Here is a 23,371-nt window from a genome sequence, read left to right on the forward strand (position 1 = left end):
CGTAACTGAGCAATTCGACTCGAAAGACGTCAACAACCATTACTTGTCTCCTAAAAAGCAAAAATAATGATTTGATAATTGACAGTACGCTACATCCTCATATGCTTAAACTAGAAAAGAAAGCATTTCTAACTAGACCAAAAAATACTAGCCAGCAAAGCCTTGCATGACAATTTCACAATGAAACGAAGGAGTTTTAATTGCCTTCAATACTTGAAAAAACTTGGTGCATTAAAACCCATTCGCAAACTTTATTGCACCAGGGGGCAATCAAAACAACTTCAAATCCAAAAATGGCAATGCCATATCACTTCAAACAAAAGCAAAATAGGAAAACTTCGGGGCTTTTCTTAATTGACTCAATGCAAAAAACTAAAGCAGCTAAAGAGCAGATTCGAAGCATTCAGCAACGTTACTAACCTGGCTTTTCCAAACACAGTATGTCACTCCAGATAGGATCGAGAGTATCCCATGAATAGGCGTCCATAAACTCAGCAGCCGCGTCACCTAACCGACAGCGCAAAGCTGGATTCTCCGCCATGGCTTGCATGGCCTCTGCCAATAAAGTGACTTTCTCGGTAGGAACAACCCAACCGCTTTTGCCATGTACCACCACCTCCAAAGGACCAGGTGATGCATCGCTGACGATCACCGCAAGACCACTTCCCATCGCTTCAAGCAGTGAGTTGGGCATACCCTCAAAACGAGAAGAGAGCACGAAGACTGCATCTCTGTGATACAGAACTTGAGGATTTCGCTGAAACCCCATGAATCGCACTTGACCTCTTGGCAGTAGCGAAGAAGCCAGTGTCTCAAGCGAGGCTCGCTCTGGACCATCTCCAGCAATCAGCAATGGCCACATCTCTCGAAGTGGTTCTGGCAGTTGGGCATAGGCCTGAATCAAAAGATCAATGCCTTTCTGAGGCACCAGGCGGCAAACTGCCAAAAAACAAGTGCCCGACGCTGGCTCATCCGAATGATTGCCCGGATGAGAATCCACAACCAAAGGATTCGGCAACAAGCGCATGTCATCAGCCATCGCTGGATGGCAGTGCTGGAGCCCCTCAAGCACCCCAATCGTATTGGCTGTAATGACATCCGCTCTCTGCCACAACCAAGACCGAAGCCTTAGCCATGGGAACGACTGCTTCTGGAGACGCGGATCATTGCGTTCCGATACCACAAGATGACCGGGCAATGCCCACATAGCCTGGCAGCAGAGCAAGTTAGTGCGAGTGAGCAAAGACAGCACGCGGGCAGGCTTTCCCGCGTACAGGAGATCTCTCAACAATGTCGCCTGAACGCCCGAAGCGCTGGACACCAACCACTGCACAAACAAAGGCGCCTGGCCTGGAACCAACCTCTTCAGGACTTTCCATCCGATCACGAGGCTGATCCAAGCCAGAGATCGTCGACCCCAGGTGCATGAGAACCGCCAGATGCGCGCTATGGGAGCGCGATTGCTCGTGGTTTCTGCAACTGCAGGCCCAAGATCGACCCAACGCAAGCCCTCCGGAACAGCATGCGACAAGGGTTTATCAGGCAACAGAGTGACAAGCGTCACCTGGCGTCCTTGCACCAGAAAATGCTCCGCTGCCATCAACGCCACTTTCTGGGCTCCACCTGGCCCCAGATGGGGCAAGACGATCACAAGATCGCTACCAGCAGGCAAGGCCGCCGTCATCAGTTCATTGATGCGTGGCACTGCTGAAGACGCTTTGCCAAGAGTGCATTCAATTCCTTGAAAGAAGAATGATTCAGCAACTGGGATGTGCGCCGAATGCCCATGTCACGCGTGACAACATCCGTACTACGTAGTTGCTGCAAAGACTCTTGCAAGTTCACCATTAAACCGAGGTGATTTTCCTGAGTTTTAGAGAAGCTATCCCCGGACTGACTGAGACAATCACGACGAACAGCCTCCTCAACGACACGGAGCTCCGTTTGCGTCCGTTCCATGGCATCAGGAACATTGGAAGCAGGGATTAAGGCGCCAATTGCCAAACAACGCGACAGATTGCTTGACATGCGCAGACAAGCATCGGCATTGAGCTGCGGATAACGCAACTTCGAAGCCACCTCCATCACCTCAGACCAGACCCAGGCGAGAGCCTGATCATTCCCCACTAACACAGCAAGATGATAAAAGCAGGTACACAGGGAAATTAAAAGTTTGGCCTGATTGCGCCGATTCGATGCTGTGCATCCATACACAGCGTCATCAGCAGCGAGCTGGTTGACAAGAGGATGAATAGACAGAAGTAATGATGATGCTTTCGCTGTATCACTCAGCTTGATCACCAAATAGCTCTGAGCAATCAGCGAGTAGCAACGATGGCTCGGCAACAAGTCGTGCAGTGTGGACAAACCCTCCAAAGCCAAAAGCCGATCCTGTGCATCTTGCGGACGCGATCCCGTTCGAAAGAGCAGACGCTCAACGGCGCGATAATCGCCATCTTGCAAGCGAGGAACCAACAAAGAAAATGCCTGATCGAGTTGTCCCGCTCGAAAGGCCAGCGTGCACTGCATGGATTGCACATCAGCATCCCCAGGGCGACGACAGGCCGCTAGATGGGCCACGACTGCTGCTCGCCGATAAAAATGCAACTTGAGACTGGCTTCAAACAGTCGATAAAAACCAGATCGAGGACACAACCAGCCTGAGCTCAGGCGACAGACCCAAAAGCGTGCTTCATATCTCAAGCGCTGAGTACGCCTTTTGAGGCCATGAATGATTACAGCTTTATCTCCTTGCCGATGGCGAGATCGAAAGCAAAGGGATCAACAGACTCACTTCCACTTCCAGGGAAAAAGGTGAATTCTCCAAACATCACACGAGACACCATCACTCCAGACATCACCTGCTTGACACTATAAAGATCCACACGCAAATAAGGAAATTCGCGAGAGAAAGCGGAAGCCATCTCCAGCATCTCATAAAAAGTGTCAGGTCGCTGAGGTATGACCTCAGGCTGAGGATAAACCCATTTCACAGGCTGAAGCTGCCATGAAGGATGAAGTATTGCGATCGTTCGTTTACCAGAGCGCAATCCCTGATTGACCTGAATCATCAAACAGCGCCCACGACTCATGTGAAACTTATAATCAACCAGCTCCTCTCCATCCACAGGTTCAATCAGTTCCTCAATCAGAAGACGCCGCGGAACTGGCCAGTACGCCCATTCATGCTTGTAGACACCATAGGGGTATTGAAGCCATGCCCTTGATTGCACGCGCAACGCGTCAAGATCAAAGGCTTGACTCTGATCGACAAAGAGATTCGCGCCCGATCGATGGGTGGCCTTAATCAGAAAGCGTTGAGGAAGTTCATGCCAACGGATCTCTGAAACATCTTTCGTCACAGCCAAAGTGCGCGCAACATAGAGACGGAACCCATGCTGATGAGCCCACTCCAGCGCCAATTCTTTGGCAAAAATCTTATCAACAGCCCGAACAAAAATCCTTGGAGATCGCCTAATTTTGAGAACCGTGATCTTGTGGTGAAAGGTGCATGGATGATGCAGACTTAGCTCATACCCAGTTCGTTCTCGAAACGCTCGGTGTAACTCTGGGTAGCCACAAAGACGCTCTTTGATCTGAAAGCAACGTCCGCGAATTTCATAGACGGGTGGTGTTTCCCAAAGCCAAAGTCTGAATCGATTGAGTCGCTTCAGTGGCATAAGCCACTGTTCCCTCCAGGTCGTGATGTCATTCGCAGGCATCGGCACACTGGCTAAGACGCTTGTCGAACAGATCTCGGCAAGGGTCCCATTTTGCACTGCTGGCCCAGGCCAGCAAGGGACCAGAACAACAGCAGCATGGGAGCCAGCGGAACCTGCACATCCACAAGGTGATTCCAACCGCCCTCGATGACTCCGATCTTATGGTCGCCCTCCAGCCAATGAAAGCGATGCGGCTCTAAGCCTGTGGACGTATTCACGTAATCCACAGTGAGTTTGTTGCAACGACCACAGTTCAGCAGCATCAACGAACTCCAGTTCTTCTTCAGATAAGCGCTCTGCACCTCCCCGAGGAACTTCACGGTCTCCCCCGAAATGTTCATGCTGCACACGCATTGCGCCATAGCGGTCATCCCGCTGATCCCAAAGTGCCTTGATATCGGCGCGGCACAACATGCCGCAATCCATAAAAAGCGCCCAGCCGTGATAGCCCATAAAGCGGGGAACGAGAAACCGTGTGAAGGAGAAGGCTGTGCTCTGCTTCGGGTCGCGCTCGCGTCGGTAGAGGCCCTTGAGCTTCCAGTTGAGGCGTCTCCAGCGGCGTGATCGCGAGGGGAACCGAACTGTGCTGATAGAGGCTGTCAATCAGCACATTTGTTGCAGCCCTCTCCCTCGAGTCATAGCCGATGAAAATCGGGATTGGAGCCGTCAACATCCGCCTTCATCACGTGATGGATTGAGATTAAGGCTGCTACTGCAAGAGCCCTAGGCTCCTAAACATCAAAGCTTTAAGCCATGGCTGCCCGCAGCATCGCCCTCGGCACCATTCGTTTTGCCAACGATGCACCGTTCGTGCTGATTGGAGGCATCAATGTGCTCGAGTCGCGGGAATTTGCACTTGAGGTTGCTGGCCATTACAAAACGGTTTGCACCAAGCTCGGAATTCCCCTGGTGTTTAAGGCTTCCTTCGACAAGGCCAACCGCTCCTCCATTCACTCCTACCGAGGGCCTGGCCTCAGGGAAGGGCTCGAGATTCTTCAAGTGGTGAAAGACACCCACGGGATCCCCGTGATTACCGATGTGCACAGCCCGGAAGAAGCAACCCCAGCGGCAGAAGTCTGCGACATCATCCAGTTGCCCGCCTTCCTCGCGAGACAAACCGATCTCATTGAAGCAATGGCCAAAACTGGCGCAGTCATCAACATCAAAAAGCCGCAGTTTCTCAGCCCATCGCAAATGTCAAACGTGGTGGAAAAGTTCCGCGAATGCGGCAACGAGAATTTGCTTATCTGCGAGCGGGGAAGCAACTTCGGCTATGACAATCTTGTGGTTGACATGCTCGCCTTCGGAGTAATGAAGCACTGCTGCAATGACCTACCCCTGATTTTTGATGTGACCCACGCGCTCCAGTGTCGCGACCCAAGTGGAGCTGCCTCCGGTGGCCGCCGCAGCCAGGTGGTCGATCTAGCACGTTCTGGCATGGCAGTAGGCCTGGCAGGACTTTTCCTAGAATCTCACCCAGACCCCGACAAGGCGCGCTGCGATGGTCCAAGTGCGTTGCCACTGGCGCTGCTTGAACCTTTTCTCCAGCAGGTCAAAGCGATCGATGAGGTTGTGAAAGCACTCCCAACTCTCTCGGTGAGCTAGTTAAACAAACTGAAGATCAACTCTAAGTTGATTGCTGCCTACTGCTGACTGGAAGTCACCCATTGAGCATTCAAGGCAGCCACCCCAGGTGCCAAGACCAGGGTGATGATGCCGGTCCATCTCTGAGCGAATCAACAACAACTTGCGTTTCGGGGTATCCACACAGATCAAAAGTGGGTAGTGGAACGAATCTGCTGCTGCAGAAATCGTGTCAGATCCTGCAAATGATGCTCGAGCGTGAATGCAGCCAACACCCGCTCCCGGCCAGCCAGCCCGAACTGAGCGGCGAGATTGGGATCGGCCATCAGCCTTGTCATCGCTTCAGCCATCCCGTCCACATCGTTTTCCTCCACCAGCAGCCCAGTGCTGCCATCCAGCACCACATCAGGAATCCCCGCATGGAGTGTCGCCACCACCGGTAGACCACAGAGCTGAGCCTCCATCACCGAAACAGGATTGCCTTCACTATCGCCATCGGGAGCAATCTGGGAGTGCTGCACAAACACCCTCGCCTGACGCATCAATGCAGCCACCTCCGATTGTGTTTTAACGCCCAGGAAGCGAACCCGATCCTGCACCTGCAACGCCTGCACCAAACGACGAGCTTCCGCAAGCAACGGTCCCTCACCCACCATCCACAACTCACCTTGGGGTTGGCCCGCAAAAGCACGAATTGTTTGGAGAGGGCCTTTCTTGGCAACAAATCGCCCCACAGCAAGGAACACCGGCGCTGCGAGGGCCGGATCACCAACTGAGAACAAGGCTGGATTGGCGCCCGAGGGGCTGATCAAAATCGTCGACGGTGACGCTCCCAGCTGCTCCAACGTGGTGGCCATCGGCCTCGATTTGCACACCACACCAGAGGCAATGCTAACGAGCCGCCGATAGCGAGAACGCAAAACACCAAGGCGCCGATTTGCAGAAAGATCCGAGCCCCGGAAATGAACCACAAAAGGCACATCGACACGGGCAGCCGCCTGCATCACCCGCACCGCATGGAAGCCAAACTCGGCCAACACCACATCGGGTCGATGCCTGCGGATCAAGATCCACGCTACGAACGCTGCAGGAAGCTCGGCCAAACGAAGCCAACCCAAGCGAGTGAAGATTTTGCTGAGCAGCACTCCCAAGCCATAAGCAAACCTGCCTGGCTGATCCAAGGGGAATTCATCGCCGAAGTAAGCGCTGACCTCAAACGGCAAGCCGGCCAGATTCGCACGAACAAACGTTTCCGAGGCAACCCGGCGGGTTGGCGCAAACACCAATAAGCGCTGGCGAGAATCAGTCATGACGTCGTCACTCGGAAGGGAGGAGTTGCTCCAAGCGTTCGAGGCATCGCTTCCGAAGCAATTCCGATGCGAAGCGCTGACGCACGGCCTGAGCTTCCCGCCCCAAGCGTTGGCGCAGATCAGAGTCAATCAGCATGGCGTCAAGTTGATCAACCCAGAAAGCATCAGGCCTCTCTGCCGGTATCAAGATCCCGTCATGGTCAGACGTGATCAATTCCGAAGGCCCCTGGGGACAATCCGCTGCAACACAGCAACAGCCTGCTGCCATGGCCTCCAGCAACACATTCGGAAACCCCTCATAACGAGAGGCCAACACAAACAGAGTCGCTCTGTCATACCAATCCGCCATGTTGCCGACTCGACCAGGCAAATGAATCCGATCCACCAAGTCAGGGCGATCGTGCACCCGCGCCAAGAGCTCGATTTGTTGGTCCCGGCCTCGGTAGGGCCGCTGATCCAAACCAACGAGCACGAGCTGCAAATCCTGATGACGGTCGGCAAGCGCCAAAAACCAATCGATCAGGCGATCGAAACCCTTTTGATGGGCCTTCGTTCCAACACCAAGAAGCACAGGAGCGTCACCGCTCACACCAGCATCTGCAAGCCAACTGCAAGGATCCAGCTGCGGATCAAACACATCGAGGGGCCACTGCACCGGATTTGGCAACAACAACTGATCACGCACACCGAGATGAGCTGCTTGCCAATCGGCCACGACCTGTGTCTGCACCAGGTGCAGTGCAGCCCAGGGATATACCCATCGACGTAACAGGCGCCAGACCAAACCAATCCGTTTCAATGGCGGGAAATTTCTCTCCGACACCACCGTGGGGATCCCCAGCCCCCGAGAAGCCAAAAGCAATTTGACAGCAGGGATCGAGGTGACGCCAATGGCCAGACTGATCTGCTCACGCTTGAGCCAGCGTCGCAAGCGCCAAACCCGCACAGGGAATCCGACAACACCAAGCCATCGAACCCACCTGCTGTCGGAGGTTTCCACCAAACGTTCAACACCATCAGGCAAGGGATAGAAATCCCAATTAAGTGGTTTTCTCGTCAGCAGAACTGGCGACCAACCCGCATCCCGCAACCATGACGACCAAGTAAGGGTGATGCGCTCAGCACCACCGAGTTTGAAACTATCGATGTAGAGCACCACGCGCCGCATCGACACCTCGCTGCTGCTCATGCACCGGTCACCTGGACTCGCGAGTGCGACCCAAAGCGCGCGAGCAGCCCTTGCTGTTGAAGGATCTCGAGCATCGCCTCCGTTCGAGTTTGATATGTCTGAGTCCGTGCTCTGGCAAGGCGTTGATCCAGATTGGGCCCTTGACCAGCCAAGACTGCTCGAATCGCCTGTTCAAAGATCTCGACCTGAGGCTCGCAAAGGCAAGCCACGTCGGCATGAGCAATCAAAGCGGGAATCGCTGTGGCCACCACAGGTAACCCTGCAGACAAATACTCGAAGAATTTCATCGGGAACATGTTGCGGGTGTAGCCGTTGAGCTGCAAAGGCAGAAGGGCCACATCCACGTGGGCTAACCAGGCTGGTAATGCTTCATAGGGCTGTGGACCAACCAACTGAACATTTGGGCAACTCTCCAGAGCAGCCACATCCGTAGACGGATCACATTCGCCAACCGGACCAATCAGCACAAAATCCCAGCCAGGATTACGACTGATCAGATAATTCAAGAGCCTGAGATCTAACTTGTAGGCATCAATCGCCCCCATAAATACGAGTCGAGGACGAGGACTTGATCTTAAAGATTGTGGGCAAGTTAAAGGCTGAAGCGCATGATTGAAATGACGATAATCGGCCACATTGCCAAACATTCGAGCAGCTTGATTCCAGCGAAGATGAGTGGCCTGCAATTCAGGCGAGGTGGTGAACAGCACATCAACCTGACGCGACAACTGCCGCTCATTGACTTCGATCAGCTGAGAAGGCATACCTGGCTGCTCCTGAATGCGATCGACACAGTGGTAAACAGAAGCTGCAAAACGGCTGAGATCGAGATAGAGAGTTGTGAGGGGGTTATAAGTCCATAAAATCTGGAATCGGAATTTCAACGATCGAGTCGCCACAAACAATCCAATTCGCAGCAGAAAACGATTCAAAGCCAATTTCAAACCTGAATGCCCACCAGGGATGACTGGGGGCGACCAGACCCAGAGGTTTTTGTGACGCCTATAGGGCAACCGAATCATTCGGCGAAGACGCCGAATGATTCGGGCTCGGTCCGCAATTCCAACCCGAGGTGCACGAATCCCAAGCGATTCCACATACAACACACGGTGGCCAGCCTCAGCCAGCGCAAGAGCCGTATGCTGCTTATTGGTCCACAGTGGATGATCCCAGTCTGCGGTGGAAAGAACAATAAAATCGGCCATGAGAACTATTCAACTTCGATTAACGCCATTTCTCGGAAACTGGCCGACTCTCTCTGCAGTTCTTCAAACGTGCCATTGGCAATAATTTTGCCGTTTGCCATTTCATAAATTTGATCACACTTCTTGACCGTCGACAAGCGATGCGCAATCACAATTGTGGTACAGCGGCGTCCAACAATATCAAGAGCCTGCATTACATCATGCTCAGTTTTGTTATCGAGGGCACTTGTCGCCTCATCCAACACAAGTACTTTTGCCTTGCGGAAGAAAGCTCGAGCCAGAGAAAGTCTTTGCCGCTGACCGCCAGAAAGTTTCACACCATTCTCACCAACCATGGTAAATAATCCATAAGGCATCTGACTCACATAGTTATCAAACTGAGCAGCCTCCAAAGCGACCCAAACATCATCATCATTGATGGATTCAAGATCTTGACCGAAGGCAATATTTTCCCGAATACTTGCATCAAGAAGGCGAATATCCTGGGGGACAAGTGCGCAATTGGCCTGCCATGCTGGCACCTCCTCTTCATTGAGCGGAACACCGTCTAGCGAGAGTTCACCTCGCGTGGGAAGAAATAACCCCAGCAAGAGATGAGCCAATGTGCTCTTACCGCTGCCTGTTCGGCCAACCAAAGCAATCCTTGAACCTACGGGAATCGTCAGATTGACATCTCGAAGCACCTCTTTCTCAGTACCGCCATAAGTAAAACCCACGCCCTCCAGTTCAATAAATCTGCGTGGCATGACTCCCTCGGGAGTGGGCACCCCGGGGGACGACAACACAAGTCGATCAGGGGTCATGCTCAACAACTGCAAAGCATCCTTAATTTCAGGCAGGCCGCCTCTGAGCTTGTTAATGCTACGAAACATCGATTGCAGGGGAGACGAGATGCGCAACAACGTGACCAGGACTGCTGCCAAAATCGGCACAGCTTCACGAATTTTCTCTGTATCACCAGCCAGCAATGCCGGAGCCAGACCAACCAAAAACAGGATGGTGATACCTGCAGGCTCAATGATGAACCGTGGCACATCAGGCAAAAGCTTGGACAGACGGTCATAACGCTTCGCGACAACTCCATCTCGAGAGAATCTTCGAACAAAGAATTCATCAGCAGAATAAATTTGCACATCTCTCATTGACCTCAGAGACTCCATCAAATATAAATTGATCCGCCGCGAGTAACGCAACTTCTGCTTCGTTGACAAACGCAAGTATGGGGTAATGATTACTGAAGCAATGACATAGGCAGCCAACATCAAAACGAAAATCAACAGGGCATCCCAGCCAAGTACAAATACCACTCCAACAAGTAGCACTAAAACTGAAAGCGTGTTACCAACAATTGTAATCAGAGGTGTAACAACTGTCGTCGAAACACGGTTAAGTATTCTATTAAATCTCTCCGAAAGATGAGCAGTTCGATTGTGAGTAAAGAACTCATAACGCTGCAGCATCAAGTTGGCATAGACCTTATTAACTAAATCTGTCCAAATCTCCGCACTGAGCAAACTCTGCATCAAAGAGACACCAAATCGGATCGCCGAGGTGAACCAAAAAGAGGCAATTAATAGCCCTAACAACCATCCGGTTTGATCAAGAATGCCACCGCCAAAAAAACGGATACCCGGAATGCGATCATGCAACGTCGCTCCCGACATCACCCCTACCAACCTGGCCAGCAGACCAACCAGCAGCATGTCAAGCAAGCCCTGAAAAAAGGAGGCCAGCAAAACAAGAATCAGAAGGTTGATGCGCTTAGAGGGAAGTTGACGGAGTAGCTCTCTTAGTTCCTTCCAGGTCTGGCTTTGCAAGAGCATGGACACGCCGCACAATTCTTCTCGGAGGCAGACGAAACGCAAGCATCCTTAAAGCGCAAGTTACCGGTTGCCAACCTCCACAATCAGCAACAGGTCGGCCAGCCAGGTAACCGATTGACCCTCCCCAAGCCCCCTAGTCGATGCAGCAGCTCATCAGAAAGACACAAGCCACAATTAGCAGCGAGAGATCAGCCGTCTCAAAAACCTCAATATTCGGCCAACCTTTCGATTGAATCGCAACAGAAAGGTTGGAGACCTCCTGAGGGGCACTTCATCTGACGGCATGGTCTCAATAGCAGCCAGCGCCGATCTCCAACGCGACATCAAAGCCGTTTCCGTATGTTCACTTAACAGCTGATTGAGCCGCTCCTGCGTTGGACGCCAAGCCGACGGCTCTCGCACAGATTCGCAAATCCGTCGCACATCCCAGGCGAGACTGCCGCAACCAATCTGATGGCCAACCACACTCGGCTCAAGGGTATCGGCGAGCGCATGATTGAAACTGCTGAACACAACGCAGCCGCAAGCCATCGCCTCTAGAGGGGGCAAGCCAAAGCCCTCACTCAGGCCATTACTCCGCCAATACTCAGCCGAATCGTAGATATAAACCTTGGAAGCGTTGAACAGAGCGACCAGGTCCTCCACCCAGCCACTCTGAACCACAACCTTCAGCCCTAGCTTTCTCAAGGCAGGAACCAATTGCCCCAACACATAACGGCTACTCTTTCGCTCCTGCACCAAGACATCGATGGAGCGATCTCCAGCTTCAGCCACAGCTACTCCAAGCCGAGCACCTCTCTCCAACCAATGGGGTTCTAAGGCATTAGGCACCAAAAAAAGAGGATTGCGAGGTGCCCGGTCAGCCCAGTAGCCAAGGGTATTCCTGCTCACCGCGAAGACAGGAACCCCTGATGGAAGATCAAATCCATAGCCGCTGCTATGGGCGTGATAAATCACATGCCGCCCCCTTAGACGCCGTAATAACTTCGGCACTTCAAACCCCCAGCTCACCACCCAAAGCGTTTCTCCTGGAGCTGGTTCTTGCTGCAAAAGATCATCCAAAAACAGATAATCGTCCTGACGGGTCCGATAGGTGACCAAATCAGTAGGTAGAAGCCTGTTCACCAACCTTGCGGTATGAAGCGCCACTGAAAGACCACCGCAGCGATAGCGATCAATAGTCCCCGGAACCAGAAAAAAGACGCGACGCACAGGGGCGAGGGGACTAACCGATGCAGAACTATGCCGCAGTTTGATCAAATCTGACGATTGCAATCCCCTCAGACCACCACATCCTCGGTGCTGCCACCTCCTTGGCGGCACGTGAACAATCCACAAACAGGACCTTCCCAATTGCAGACACCAAGTTGCAATAACTGGAGAGATCAACCACGCCTTTGAGCAAAGAGCTCACGAAACCAGTGTTCTCGGCCATCGTATGGGCTGCCTTAATGCCTTCTCTCAGTGCGCTCGCCAGGACTACCACCATTTGGAACACAAACCTTTTACAGGTGAAAGGGCATTAAAAATAGCTGGTGCGTCATGAAATCATCGATTGCAGAGAGTTAAGAGAACACCCTCCCCGCTGAACTGATTTGCATCAAGAAGGCGGCACTAAAGCCACAAGCTCCACGGCTGTATTAGTAGCGCAAGATCAAGGGTCTCACCCTCAAACCAACTGCAAATCTGTGGATCATGCCTTCAGCAAGTGAAGATGGATTGAGTAGCTGGCATATACAGACTCAAGGCATGACGATTCAATCTGGCCCTGAGCAAACTCCAAGTGATGCATCTTGTAGCGACTGCATCCAGTCTCCTGAAGCGTACCAATCTTGCAGGATCAATCAGTGCCATGCCATTACGGTTGCGGCACTTTGATGTTGTCCCTGATGAGGAATCGCTTTGCCATGTCATGTCTATTGCTACTCGATCATCTCAAGGCGATGAATGCAATCCTTGAGACTGTGCTGCCATGAATTTGCAGCCATTGGCTGAACGGGTAGGGCGTTATGGACTAGTCGGACTAGCAGCTGCAGCCATACACGCAACGGTGCTGGTGCTCATGGCAAAGCTCATACCGTTCTGGCTGAGCAACCTCAGTGGCTTCTTAGCCGCCTCATTGGTCAGCTATCTAGGCCATGCCCTATACACCTTCCGTTCAGAAACAACTGGACAGCGCTTCGCACGTCGCTGGTTGCTTCTGCAGTTCAGTGTCAATGTCAGCGTGAGCGCACTATTGCCATTGGCGCTCAGCCCTTGGGCTTCACTACCGATCACCACAGTGATGCTGGTTTTTACACCGACATTGCTCAATGCTCTGATCTGGTCAAGGGCAGCCCGATTCAGCGTGCGCCGGCAGCAACGATCTAACAAGACGAAGCCTCAACTGCATGCCGATGACCTAGGTCTCACCAACGCGACCAACACCGCCATCCTTGCTCTTGCTGCGGCCAGGCAGTTGGACAGCGCCAGCCTGCTGGTAAACGGCAATGCCGTTGAGTCCGCTATTGAACAAAGTAGAAGCTACCCCAGCCTTCAACTTTGCTTGCACCTCTGCCTAAGCGAAGGTCGAGCAGTAGCGCCCCCTCAACAAGTGTCTGAACTCATTGATGATGCAGGGCGGCTCAAATGCTCTTTTGGGACGTTAATGCTGGCATCATGCCTACCTAAAAATGCGCCAAAACGACGAAGACTTGAGAGGCAACTTCGCTGTGAACTGAATTCTCAAATCCAGCGATTTCGAGAACTCACTGGACTCACCATCATCGCCATTGATGGCCATCAACATGTGCATCTGGTGCCAATCGTGCTCGATGTGATCCTCGAACTAGCCCCTGAGCAAGGAATCAGCTGGTTACGCACCACTGCTGAGCCCTTGCCTATTGGGCTGTCATCACGCTACTGGCTAACAGCTCTAACGAATGGTGGCTGGTTGAAGTGGCTTGTGCTGCAGAACCTCACTCGCATGGCTTTACCACGACTGCGCAAAGCGTTAGTCGCGACCAACGCCCGATTTGCCGGCGTGCTTTTCACAGGGCGAATGGTGGATGCTCCGCTCAAAGCTGCTTGGGAAGAACTCACATCTGTTTCATTCTCACCACCGCAAACACAACCTTTGCTGCTATCGCATCCAGCTGCACCGCTAAAGCCAGAAGAGATTCATAAGGGCCTAACAGATTTCCCTTTATCTCGTACATTTTTCTCCTCCACATGGCGTCAACTGGAGTGGCAAGCAGTCAAAAAAATACAAGCCAGTGCCTCCACTCAAAGTGAACCATGAATGGCCCTAATGAAATAGTGTGGCCTGGCTTTAGTATCCACATAGATCCGACCGATGTACTCGCCAAGTACACCGATACCAATCAATTGAATACCCCCCAAAAACAGAACCGCCACAATCAGTGAGGCATAGCCAGGAAGGTCAACTCCATTAAAAATCGTGATCAAAACGATCACTGCGGCGTAAAGCAAACTAATTAAGGAAACTACAAGGCCCAAAAAACTCCAAATCTTTAGAGGAATCACTGAGAAGGAAAAGATGCCATCAAGGGCATAGCTCCATAGCTTCAGGGGGCTCCAGGAGCTACGACCTCCCATTCGTTTCACCCTGCTGTAACTAAGCTCGACACTGCGATATCCGGTCCAAGGAAGTAAACCTTTGGAGAAACGACTGAATTCACGCATTTGAGTTAGGGCTTGCACAACCGGTGCACTGAGTAAACGAAAATCTCCTGCCCCATCAATCAGTTGAATGGAATCCACTACCCGGTTGAAAACGCTGTAGAACCAGGAGGAAGTTGTTACTTTCAACCTTGATTCCTGATCACGATCGTCACGGACTGCAGTAACAACCTCAGCACCACCACGCCAAGCCTGAGCCATCTGCGTAATCAACTCTGGCGGATGCTGAAGATCTGAATCAATCAGCACCACAGCATCGCAGTGGTCCTGGGCATAATCCAAGCCGGCCAGCATTGCCGATTCTTTACCAAAGTTCCTTGTGAGCTCCAACAAAGTGACTGGAGTAGAAGCCTTAGAGCCAACAAATCGCTGCTGCCATGAGCGGATCTGAGCCACCGTGGCGTCACGTGAGCCATCATCCACCAGCAACAGATGACTGACTTCCGGCAAGGCAAGCACTCGTTCGATGAAGTGGCAGATCACAGCCTCTTCATTGAAACAGGCAGCTACTACCCAGATCTGACCAGGCAAACGCTCTGAAATTGATGATCTCTCCATCACTCACTATGGACGTAGAACAGCACTACTGAATTCGAGAAGAATTTGGCAAGCTCAAGCTAAGTCGCTTAAGTCTGGTCGTCAGGGCCACCACCAAGACATAGGCTCGCCTGAGCACGCGTCACCGTCGCGAACGTTTCCCATGGCTCAGTTCGAGAAACTCTCCCCACCAAGCCAGGGCACGGCCATCCGCTTCGTGAACGGTCAGCCAGTCATACCCAACGAGCCAATCATTCCCTTCATCCGCGGTGATGGCACAGGTGTGGACATCTGGCCGGCGACCCAACGAGTGCTGGATGCAGCTGTAACAAAGGCCTATCAAGGCGTGCGTCGTATCGAATGGTTCAAGGTCTATGCAGGCGACGAGGCCTGCGATCTCTACGGCACCTACCAGTACCTACCAGAGGACACCCTTGAAGCGATCCGAACCTATGGGGTCGCCATCAAAGGTCCCCTCACGACTCCAATTGGTGGGGGCATCCGTTCCCTCAATGTGGCCCTACGTCAAATCTTCGATTTGTATTCCTGCGTCCGCCCATGTCGCTACTACAAGGGCACACCCAGTCCCCACAAACGGCCTCAGGATCTTGATGTCATCGTCTACCGAGAAAACACGGAAGATATCTACATGGGGGTGGAATGGGAAGCCGATGATCCAGTCGGCAAGACATTGCGCGAACATCTCAACACTGTCGTCATTCCCGCCAACGGCAAGCTCGGCAAACGCCAGATTCCTGAAGGCTCAGGCATCGGCATCAAGCCGGTAAGCAAGCACGGCAGCCAGCGTCATATCCGCAAAGCGATTCAACATGCTCTTCGGCTAAAGGGCGACAAGCGCCACGTCACCTTGGTGCACAAAGGCAACATCATGAAGTTCACTGAAGGAGCCTTCCGTGACTGGGGCTATGAACTCGCCACAAGTGAGTTCCGCGACGTGTGCATCACCGAAAGGGAGAGCTGGATTCTCGGCAATCTTGAAAACGATCCACAACTAAGCATCCAAGCCAATGCCCGCATGATCGAGCCTGGCTACGACAGCCTCACGCCTGAGAGAAAGGCCAGCATCGATGCCGAAGTGCACGGCGTGCTGGATGCCATCGGCACCAGTCATGGCAACGGCCAATGGAAAGCGATGGTGCTTGTCGATGACCGCATCGCCGACAGCATCTTCCAACAGATCCAAACACGGCCGCAGGAATACTCAATCCTGGCAACACTCAACCTCAATGGCGACTACATCTCCGACGCAGCCGCGGCGATGGTGGGCGGATTAGGCATGGCCCCGGGAGCCAACATCGGCGAGAACGCTGCCATCTTCGAGGCGACCCACGGAACAGCACCCAAGCATGCCGGCCTTGATCGCATCAACCCTGGATCGGTGATCCTCAGCGGCGTGATGATGCTGGAGTTTCTGGGCTGGCAAGAAGCCGCAGACTTGATCACAAAAGGGCTCAGTGCTGCGATTGCCAATCAACAGGTCACCTATGACCTGGCTCGCCTCATGGACCCACCCGTAGACCCTGTGAGCTGCAGTGGCTTCTCTGAGGCCGTCATCAGCCACTTCTAAGGCTAACGCCCTAAAAATTTCCAGCTGTAATCAATGATTATTAGCCATAGTGAAAGGTTCATTTTTATCGGCAAACGCAAGACTAGATCGACTGCAATAGGAATTACCTTCCTAGCACATGCAATCAAAAAACATCATTACGCCATTAGGGAAAGACAAAGAAATAGAAGAAAGCTAGGCCACACAAAGCCAATATATTTAACACCTTAGTGTAAAAATTTTTCTACCTATCAATGCTCACGCAGCGAAAGCTGGCCTGCCTTTAGCTATCTGAAAAGGTGAAGGAAATTGACTACCATACTCATATCATGCCCAGGAAAACCTTAAAGTACTTCTAGCCAAGTATTTGGAAATCCTATTTCAACTTCTGCTTCCCCTGCAATCCATGGCATCTCGCAATTTCTCAATAGTTCTCGTCAATAGGCAAAGTCTCAGCGATGAAGCCTTGATGCATTTCTCAACAGCTCAAAAATCGAAGGCATCGCAAGACGCAACCAAGAGATGCATACATTAAACGGCAAGCCCGCTGTCAATCAAACATGTCGCCATGAAAATATTCAGGCCGAAGCGAATCAAATCTTTGAGGCATTCAATCTTCCCAGTAACCCCAAAATACCGAAAGCAAAGAAACAATTCTGCCGTGAGCAACGACATGATCGAGATGTTCTCAATAGCGAGCAAGCCGCAAGCATGAGATTCATTTTAAACGCGAAATCGAGTTGCCTGGCTATAATTAATGAAAGATCAATGCCAGCAAATTAGGTGCTATTTTTCGCTCATTTTTTCATTCAAAGCTAACAACGAAATGCTGGTACCGAAAAGCAAATCTTCAGGCAACAGCCAACGGTATTGAGAACGATCGCCAATAGTGATGGCACATCCTGCCAGCATGCGACAGAGCGGCATGGAAGTCGCCAGACTCAAAGCATGACTTCTGTTGACGTCACGCCAAACCAAACTGACAAGGCCCTGAGCAGCCTCCCAGCAGACGCCACCGACCCCTGCGTGCACTGCGGTTTCTGCCTGCCAACCTGCGCAAGTTACCGAGTGTTAGGCACTGAAATGGATTCACCGCGAGGGCGAATCCACACCCTCAAGGCTATCGACAACGGTGAGCTGGAGCTTGATGCCACCGTCGCTAGCCACTTCGACTCCTGCCTAGGTTGCTTTGCCTGTGTGAGTGCCTGCCCCTCAGGAGTTCGCTACGACCAGCTCATCGAGGCGACGCGCCCTTTACTGAACCAAGCAGAACTTCGCAGCCCCTGCCAGAACCACTTTCGTCAAGTTCTACTGAAGTTGCTCCCCTATCCCGGCCGACTGCGCGCCCTTCTGCAACCTTTGCGTGCCTACGCGGGGACACCAATACAAGCGCTCAGCCGCCGCCTAGGCATCAACAAAATTCTTGGGCCCCAACTGGAAGCGATGGAGGCCTTGTTGCCTACTCTTGCAGCAGAAAATTTTCAGGATGATCTGCAGGTTCTCCACCCCGCAACAGGTCAACGCCGCAGCAGAGTGGGGCTTGTTCTTGGCTGTGTGCAACGTTGCTTCGATCCCAACGTGAACCAAGCCACTATTGCCGTGCTGCAAGCCAATGGCTTTGAAGTCGTTGTGCCAAAAGATCAAGGCTGCTGCGGCGCCGTCTCCCACCACCAGGGGCAACTCAACCAAACCCGAGAGCTAGCCGAGAAGCTTGTCAAAAGCTTTGCCAATGTTGTCGGCCCAGGGCGACCTGCTGGAGCCGAGCCCTTAGAGGCTGTGCTGGTGGCCGCCTCGGGCTGTGGCCACACCATGAAGGCCTACGGCGAACTCCTCAATGAGAAAAAAGGGTTCAACATTCCCGTCTTCGATGTGCATGAATTCCTTGCGGAACACGGCCTCGCCAGCAACTTTCAGCAAAGCCTTCAGCCTCTTACCCATCACAATGGACAGCCTGCAAGCCCCCAAACTCCTCTGAAAGTTGCATACCACGATGCCTGCCACATGATTCATGGCCAAGGAATCCAAGCCCAACCAAGAAAACTATTGAAGGCCATTCCACATCTAGTTTTGAGCGAAGCCACAGAAGCCGGAGTTTGCTGTGGAAGCGCCGGAATTTATAACTTGGTCAACCCTCAAGAAGCTGCCGAGCTGGGGAGAATCAAGGTTGCTGACCTCAGCAACACTGGAGCTGAGCTGATTGCCAGCGCCAACATTGGCTGCACCTTGCAACTCCGCCGCCATCTGGATGGTGATGTGGCAGTCGCCCATCCAATGGAACTACTGGCCTGTGCTGCCGGCCTCCATCAATCGCCAGGCATCCAAAAGGGTTTGAGAATCACCAAGATTTCCGGGGAAGGTCAGGATCGGCAGATCAACCAAGCCATCTCCAGCTAAAGGCCGCACCAACGACAAGCCTGGCAAGATTTGCCCCTCCAGCTGCACCATCTCCAAGCCCAGCCCTTCTGCCAACAGAGTATGGGTTGTAATTCCACCCTTACTGATCAAATAGCCCAACCTCGGCGCAAGAGCAGCCGCCAGACGAGCCATCAATTGAGCCAAAGCAACGCCAAAGCTCAGCCTTGCAGCTGATGTTGAGCAATCCAATTCACCACGACTCGTGAACAACACCGGTGTACGACCGATGGCAAGCACCTCACCAAGCTGATTGAAGCAATGCTGCTCCAAATCAGCCAAGCGCCCATCAGAAAAGCCCCTCTGCAAGATCTGCGCCAAGCGGGGAACTGGCAATTCCACCCCCATGCACTCTGGCGCCTCGAGTAAACATTCCAACTGAGCATCAGCCAGAGGAACGTGGGAACCAACCATCACCAACCCAGGCCATCGTTGACCTGAGTGATCGCTACGTCGCATGCCAGCCAAACCATCAGCAGCAAGAGGTTGAGGTACAAGATCTGCCAAAGCATTGAGCAAACTTGCTGCAGAGCGAAACAGAAAACGCTTATGACCAACCAACTGCCTTACCGCTTCTGCTAAGGCCAGCAATTGCTCAGAACGCTCCGCATCCACCACCACAGACTGATTGTGATGAAGCCGAGCCAACCAACGACGCAACTCTGTGCGGCCTGTTTTCAATGGCTTCGCAGCATCTTGATTTTCAACAGCCGCATCCAACTGCGCAAGGCAGAGGCGCTGAACAGTTTGCGCTCGGATCTGCCCACCACTTTTCTCCTCTAGCCAAGCAGGGAGATCACTGGTGCTGTAACCAAACAAGCGATCTTTGGCAAAAGCACTGAAATGCACCGGCTTGCCATCAAGCAAATGCACGCCATTCACCGTGGTGCGCCCTCCTTCGAGGAAGGCAGGAACATGCAGCGTCGCATCGAAGGGGCCGAGCTCCTCAGCGATCACCTCAGGCTCCAAAACGCCATGACCGCGCAGCGTGGAGTCACCGCGACTGACCACAACAACTTCCGCTGCTGACATCCCTTCCGCCGCGAATGCTTGCCGCAAAGCAGAACAAATCTCACGATTGCGGGATGCCGCCTGATCAGGGGCTAACGCACGTGTGTTGGCCAGCACAAACAAGAGTGGCGAAGGGTGGCGCAACCCATCCCGCAACACATCAACATCCCAGCGCAGCAGCAGCAGACAGCCATGCACAGTCTGGGAGCCGGTGGGGTCGTCATCAAGCACCACAATCTTCATGGCACCATCGTGACGTGAAAACGTTCTTCGCCGATACCGCCAACGTGCCAGCACCTGCTACGGCAAAGGAGCTGGCCGCTCTTGTTGCAGAGCTGCATGCAGCGGCAACCCCCTGGCTGCCCTGTGGTCTTGGCAGCCGTCTGCAATGGGGGCCGCCTGTGGAGATACCTTCACAACCAATCAGTGTGAGTGGTCTCAAGCGCATCCTTGATCACGCTGTCGACGACCTCACGATCACTGTTGAAGCAGGCCTGCCGCTGGCAGAGCTACAAATGGTTTTGAAAGAACACCATCAATGGCTAGCCGTCAACTGGCCCAGGGGAAGCCAAGCCAACACAGATCCCAACAGTGCTGGCAGTGTGGGCGGGTTGGTGGCTCGTGGCCTCGCCGGCGGTTTGCGACAGCGGCATCTTGGTATCCGCGACCAACTGATCGGAATCGGACTCCTGCGTAGCGATGGCATTGCTGCGCATGCTGGAGGCCGGGTAGTCAAAAACGTGGCTGGCTATGACCTCATGCGCCTGCTGTGCGGCAGTTGGGGCAGCTTGGCTCTGATCACGGAACTCACTCTGCGCTGCCAACCAATCCGCCCAGCACACATCGGCCTTCGCCTTGATGGTTCTCTGGAAGCGCTGGAAGCATGGCGAGCTGCACTATTGCGCACCAGCTTCACCCCGGAATACTGCGATTGGATCAAAACAGATTTAGCAAACTGGCATCTCAACATCGGTGTGGCCAGCGTGAGCGATCAAGCCGTCAACGACCAAATAGGCCATCTCAAAGCCCTCGCCAATCAACATCAACTGGGCACAAAACAGCTCGACTGGCTCGGCCCCCATCAAGAGCCACACCCATCTGAAGGATCCTTCGATAGCAACCATTGGCTGGTACGGGTAGCGCTGCAACCAAGCAACATTCACCGGCTGATCGCCAGCAAAGAACTGCAAGCTCTCAACGGCTGGCATTGGCAGCTTGCCGCTGGCGCTGGCATCGGCGACGGCTGGCAAATATCAGCAGACAACGCCAAAGGGATCAGCCAAAGCGAGGATCTCAAAGCGCTGCGCCTCGAGATTGCTCGCCTCGGCGGCCAGCTCACGCTCCTGCAGCAACCCAGCCAAGCTGGCGATCACCTGCCTGCTTGGCTGGATGCACCATCAAGGCCACTGATTGAAGCTGTGAAGCAACAATTCGATCCAAAGCAACAGCTAGCGAGAGGCCGATTGCCAGGAGTTGCTGGATAACAAATAACGAAAGGCAATTATACTAAGGTGCGAAAGCCGAGGATGATTATTAGATGCAATAATTGCATCTAATAAATGCAGCACTTAATCATTCACTTCATGCAGATCCAAGTGGCAATAGGCGAAGAATTTTGCAGACTTGTCATGAGCAAACTACCAAGGCTCATGAGAAAAAAAGAAAGCGATGATCTTGATATCAGAATAGTCATATGAGCTGAATTCCGGAGCATTGGCTTTCTGAATTCAAGGCAGTCATAAGGAGGTGGAATAATATCCTTAATCTAGATCTTTTGTCATTGCCAAAGAGTAAATGGTGGCCATACAATAGCCTCTTGAGATTCGCAACTGAAAAGTTTGCTTGGAATAGATGCTATTGCTTGATTTCACGGACCCTCAACTAAATCTGGCTTAATTTCATTCCATACCAATCCTAAATCAAAACATAGAAGGTGTGCGACGAAAACATAACAACTACAAAAATTTCAGCTTACTTTTAGAATTAATGTGAGCAAGATCACAGCAATATGTAAGGCAGAACATATACCCTTCAAAGTTTCAACCGATATTGTTTCCATGGAGGAAAAGACTTTTATCAATTAAAAACTATAAAGAATGACTTCCTGCAAAACTAAGCTTCAGTCTCTCAGTTCAGCTTTCTATCAAAGCAGTCTTACAAAGAGCGCTTTTACCATCGGAGTTGCTGGCACAATTTTGGGGTTGTCTACGGCTCCAGCATTCGCAGACGCAATGGGGTTGGGCTGGTGCGTCCACAACTGCGGCTTTGGGCTTGAGGATAAGATTACAGCAGCCCATGTGCATTTGAGACTGCACGTTAAGTTACAAAAGCAAAGCCTTATTCAATGCATGGATAAAGCTTATCTTATTGAGCATAAAAGACATGGACCAGCTAAAATCGTAAGCTTTTTATCAAAGCGGTTCGAGCTCCCTATTGCGATTTTCTACGTTGGAATGGGAAATGTTTTTGACAAGAATTCTGAAGGCAAACCCGTTATGAAGGCAGCCACCAAATGGCTAGGCAAAAAAGGAGGTTACATTAAATTCGATCATAGCTTTGTTGATACTAATACAACCAAGAGAGTTGCTAGCAAAATTGCCCATGCGCTAATGCACTATAGTGGATTTAAACATATTAAAGATATTCATCACCCACTGCATCCAAATACTGTTCCTGCACAAATTGAGGCATGCATCCTGAAAGGTAGTCCCAATAACTACAATGGTTTTGGAAATGATAAATATAACTCAAAGGATGTCGTAGGGATTGGGATTGATGGAGACAACAATCATTTCTTTGCATGGTATAAAGATGGAACTGTTACTGCAGGTTCAAGCACGCGTATTCATAACTATCGTTCTCCATACAAGTACTCCATTAGGAATGGCTACTCCAGCTCCAATATTGTAGGCATGGCAATTGATGGTGACATCAATAGCAGTTACGCCTGGTTCGACAATGGAATCGTTACTTCTGGAAGCACAAATGATCTTAGCAAGCATCGCGCTCCATATAAATATTCATTGCCCAAAGGTTATTCGCCTAAGGATATTGTAGCAATGGCACTCGATGATGACGATAACCACGTATATGCCTTTTACAAGAATGGCATGGTTTCGTCTGGAACGACTAACGATCTAGACAAGTTTAGGAAGCCATACGAATACAAATTACCACCAGGCTATTCGCCAAGTGATATTGTTGGAATTGCAATCGATGGTAACAACAACAAGGTTTTCTCCTTCTATCGAAATAATAAAGTATCGCAAGGAACCACGGCTAATCTTTATAGGGATGAAGCTCTTAGAGAAGTAATTACTGGCAGATAAA

Annotated in this window: 18 protein-coding genes and 2 pseudogenes; 7 read left to right on the forward strand and 13 right to left on the reverse strand. The window is 51.9% G+C overall.

The window, feature by feature from the left end; genetic code table 11:
- Positions 1 to 200 precede the first annotated feature (200 nt).
- On the forward strand, positions 201 to 419 hold the full coding sequence (locus AKG35_RS13065) for a hypothetical protein (protein ID WP_157859879.1): 219 nt from the start codon (positions 201 to 203) through the stop codon (positions 417 to 419).
- Here the strand turns inward: AKG35_RS13065 and AKG35_RS10240 are convergent.
- From AKG35_RS10240 to AKG35_RS10255, 4 genes and pseudogenes are all read right to left on the reverse strand, one after another.
- On the reverse strand, positions 416 to 1,684 hold the full coding sequence (locus tag AKG35_RS10240; protein ID WP_011131286.1) for a glycosyltransferase family 4 protein: 1,269 nt from the start codon (positions 1,682 to 1,684) through the stop codon (positions 416 to 418). The genes AKG35_RS13065 and AKG35_RS10240 overlap by 4 nt on opposite strands.
- A complete protein-coding gene (locus AKG35_RS10245; protein WP_157859880.1) occupies positions 1,684 to 2,655 on the reverse strand; it encodes a hypothetical protein in 972 nt (323 codons plus the stop codon). Before AKG35_RS10245 ends, AKG35_RS10240 begins: the two co-directional genes overlap by 1 nt.
- Positions 2,656 to 2,735: 80 nt before the next feature.
- Positions 2,736 to 3,722 carry an ATP-grasp fold amidoligase family protein gene (locus AKG35_RS10250; RefSeq protein WP_080502869.1) on the reverse strand — a complete coding sequence of 329 codons (987 nt, stop codon included), beginning with the start codon at positions 3,720 to 3,722 and terminating at the stop codon, positions 2,736 to 2,738.
- An 11-nt stretch (positions 3,723 to 3,733) separates the two neighbouring features.
- A pseudogene (locus AKG35_RS10255) lies at positions 3,734 to 4,395 on the reverse strand (hypothetical protein).
- A gap of 80 nt (positions 4,396 to 4,475) precedes the next feature.
- Between AKG35_RS10255 and kdsA the strand changes: the two are divergent.
- On the forward strand, positions 4,476 to 5,327 hold the full coding sequence (kdsA, locus tag AKG35_RS10260) for a 3-deoxy-8-phosphooctulonate synthase (RefSeq protein ID WP_011131291.1): 852 nt from the start codon (positions 4,476 to 4,478) through the stop codon (positions 5,325 to 5,327).
- Here kdsA and AKG35_RS13250 read toward each other — a convergent pair whose 3' ends face one another.
- The 7 genes and pseudogenes from AKG35_RS13250 to AKG35_RS13570 form a co-directional block, all read right to left on the reverse strand.
- Positions 5,328 to 5,489, reverse strand: coding sequence for a hypothetical protein (locus AKG35_RS13250; RefSeq protein ID WP_162009618.1), 162 nt, complete (start codon positions 5,487 to 5,489; stop codon positions 5,328 to 5,330).
- A 5-nt stretch (positions 5,490 to 5,494) separates the two neighbouring features.
- Positions 5,495 to 6,616 carry a glycosyltransferase gene (locus tag AKG35_RS10265; RefSeq protein ID WP_011131292.1) on the reverse strand — a complete coding sequence of 374 codons (1,122 nt, stop codon included), beginning with the start codon at positions 6,614 to 6,616 and terminating at the stop codon, positions 5,495 to 5,497.
- A gap of 7 nt (positions 6,617 to 6,623) precedes the next feature.
- Positions 6,624 to 7,805 (reverse strand): glycosyltransferase, encoded by a 1,182-nt coding sequence (locus tag AKG35_RS10270; protein WP_011131293.1) that lies wholly within the window; start codon positions 7,803 to 7,805, stop codon positions 6,624 to 6,626.
- Positions 7,802 to 9,010, reverse strand: coding sequence for a glycosyltransferase family 1 protein (locus AKG35_RS10275; protein ID WP_011131294.1), 1,209 nt, complete (start codon positions 9,008 to 9,010; stop codon positions 7,802 to 7,804). The genes AKG35_RS10270 and AKG35_RS10275 overlap by 4 nt, the downstream gene beginning before the upstream one ends.
- A gap of 5 nt (positions 9,011 to 9,015) precedes the next feature.
- Complete coding sequence (locus AKG35_RS10280) at positions 9,016 to 10,833, reverse strand: ABC transporter ATP-binding protein (RefSeq protein ID WP_011131295.1); 1,818 nt, start codon at positions 10,831 to 10,833, stop codon at positions 9,016 to 9,018.
- Positions 10,834 to 11,007: 174 nt separating this feature from the next.
- Complete coding sequence (locus AKG35_RS10285) at positions 11,008 to 12,045, reverse strand: glycosyltransferase (protein WP_011131296.1); 1,038 nt, start codon at positions 12,043 to 12,045, stop codon at positions 11,008 to 11,010.
- 145 nt (positions 12,046 to 12,190) lie between these two features.
- Positions 12,191 to 12,322 (reverse strand): annotated as a pseudogene (locus tag AKG35_RS13570) (biliverdin-producing heme oxygenase); the annotation flags it as partial.
- A 483-nt stretch (positions 12,323 to 12,805) separates the two neighbouring features.
- On the opposite strand from AKG35_RS13570, the gene AKG35_RS10300 reads away from it, so the two are divergent.
- Positions 12,806 to 14,113 carry a ChbG/HpnK family deacetylase gene (locus tag AKG35_RS10300; protein WP_011131298.1) on the forward strand — a complete coding sequence of 436 codons (1,308 nt, stop codon included), beginning with the start codon at positions 12,806 to 12,808 and terminating at the stop codon, positions 14,111 to 14,113.
- Here AKG35_RS10300 and AKG35_RS10305 read toward each other — a convergent pair.
- On the reverse strand, positions 14,098 to 15,072 hold the full coding sequence (locus tag AKG35_RS10305; protein ID WP_011131299.1) for a glycosyltransferase family 2 protein: 975 nt from the start codon (positions 15,070 to 15,072) through the stop codon (positions 14,098 to 14,100). The two genes, AKG35_RS10300 and AKG35_RS10305, sit on opposite strands and share 16 nt — an antisense overlap.
- A gap of 142 nt (positions 15,073 to 15,214) precedes the next feature.
- On the opposite strand from AKG35_RS10305, the gene AKG35_RS10310 reads away from it, so the two are divergent.
- Both AKG35_RS10310 and AKG35_RS12495 read left to right on the forward strand, forming a co-directional pair.
- On the forward strand, positions 15,215 to 16,639 hold the full coding sequence (locus AKG35_RS10310) for an NADP-dependent isocitrate dehydrogenase (RefSeq protein ID WP_011131300.1): 1,425 nt from the start codon (positions 15,215 to 15,217) through the stop codon (positions 16,637 to 16,639).
- A gap of 927 nt (positions 16,640 to 17,566) precedes the next feature.
- Positions 17,567 to 19,012, forward strand: a complete 1,446-nt coding sequence (locus tag AKG35_RS12495) for a (Fe-S)-binding protein (protein WP_011131302.1) — start codon at positions 17,567 to 17,569, stop codon at positions 19,010 to 19,012.
- Here AKG35_RS12495 and AKG35_RS10320 read toward each other — a convergent pair.
- Positions 18,896 to 20,284: a four-carbon acid sugar kinase family protein gene (locus AKG35_RS10320; RefSeq protein WP_011131303.1), complete on the reverse strand. Its 1,389-nt coding sequence runs from the start codon at positions 20,282 to 20,284 to the stop codon at positions 18,896 to 18,898. The two genes, AKG35_RS12495 and AKG35_RS10320, sit on opposite strands and share 117 nt — an antisense overlap.
- A gap of 14 nt (positions 20,285 to 20,298) precedes the next feature.
- On the opposite strand from AKG35_RS10320, the gene AKG35_RS10325 reads away from it, so the two are divergent.
- Complete coding sequence (locus tag AKG35_RS10325; RefSeq protein WP_011131304.1) at positions 20,299 to 21,525, forward strand: FAD-binding oxidoreductase; 1,227 nt, start codon at positions 20,299 to 20,301, stop codon at positions 21,523 to 21,525.
- A 612-nt stretch (positions 21,526 to 22,137) separates the two neighbouring features.
- Positions 22,138 to 23,370: a hypothetical protein gene (locus tag AKG35_RS10330; protein ID WP_011131305.1), complete on the forward strand. Its 1,233-nt coding sequence runs from the start codon at positions 22,138 to 22,140 to the stop codon at positions 23,368 to 23,370.
- The last annotated feature ends 1 nt before the right edge of the window (position 23,371 follow it).

The organism is Prochlorococcus marinus str. MIT 9313 (assembly GCF_000011485.1).
Taxonomy (GTDB): Bacteria; Cyanobacteriota; Cyanobacteriia; order PCC-6307; family Cyanobiaceae; genus Prochlorococcus; species Prochlorococcus marinus_D.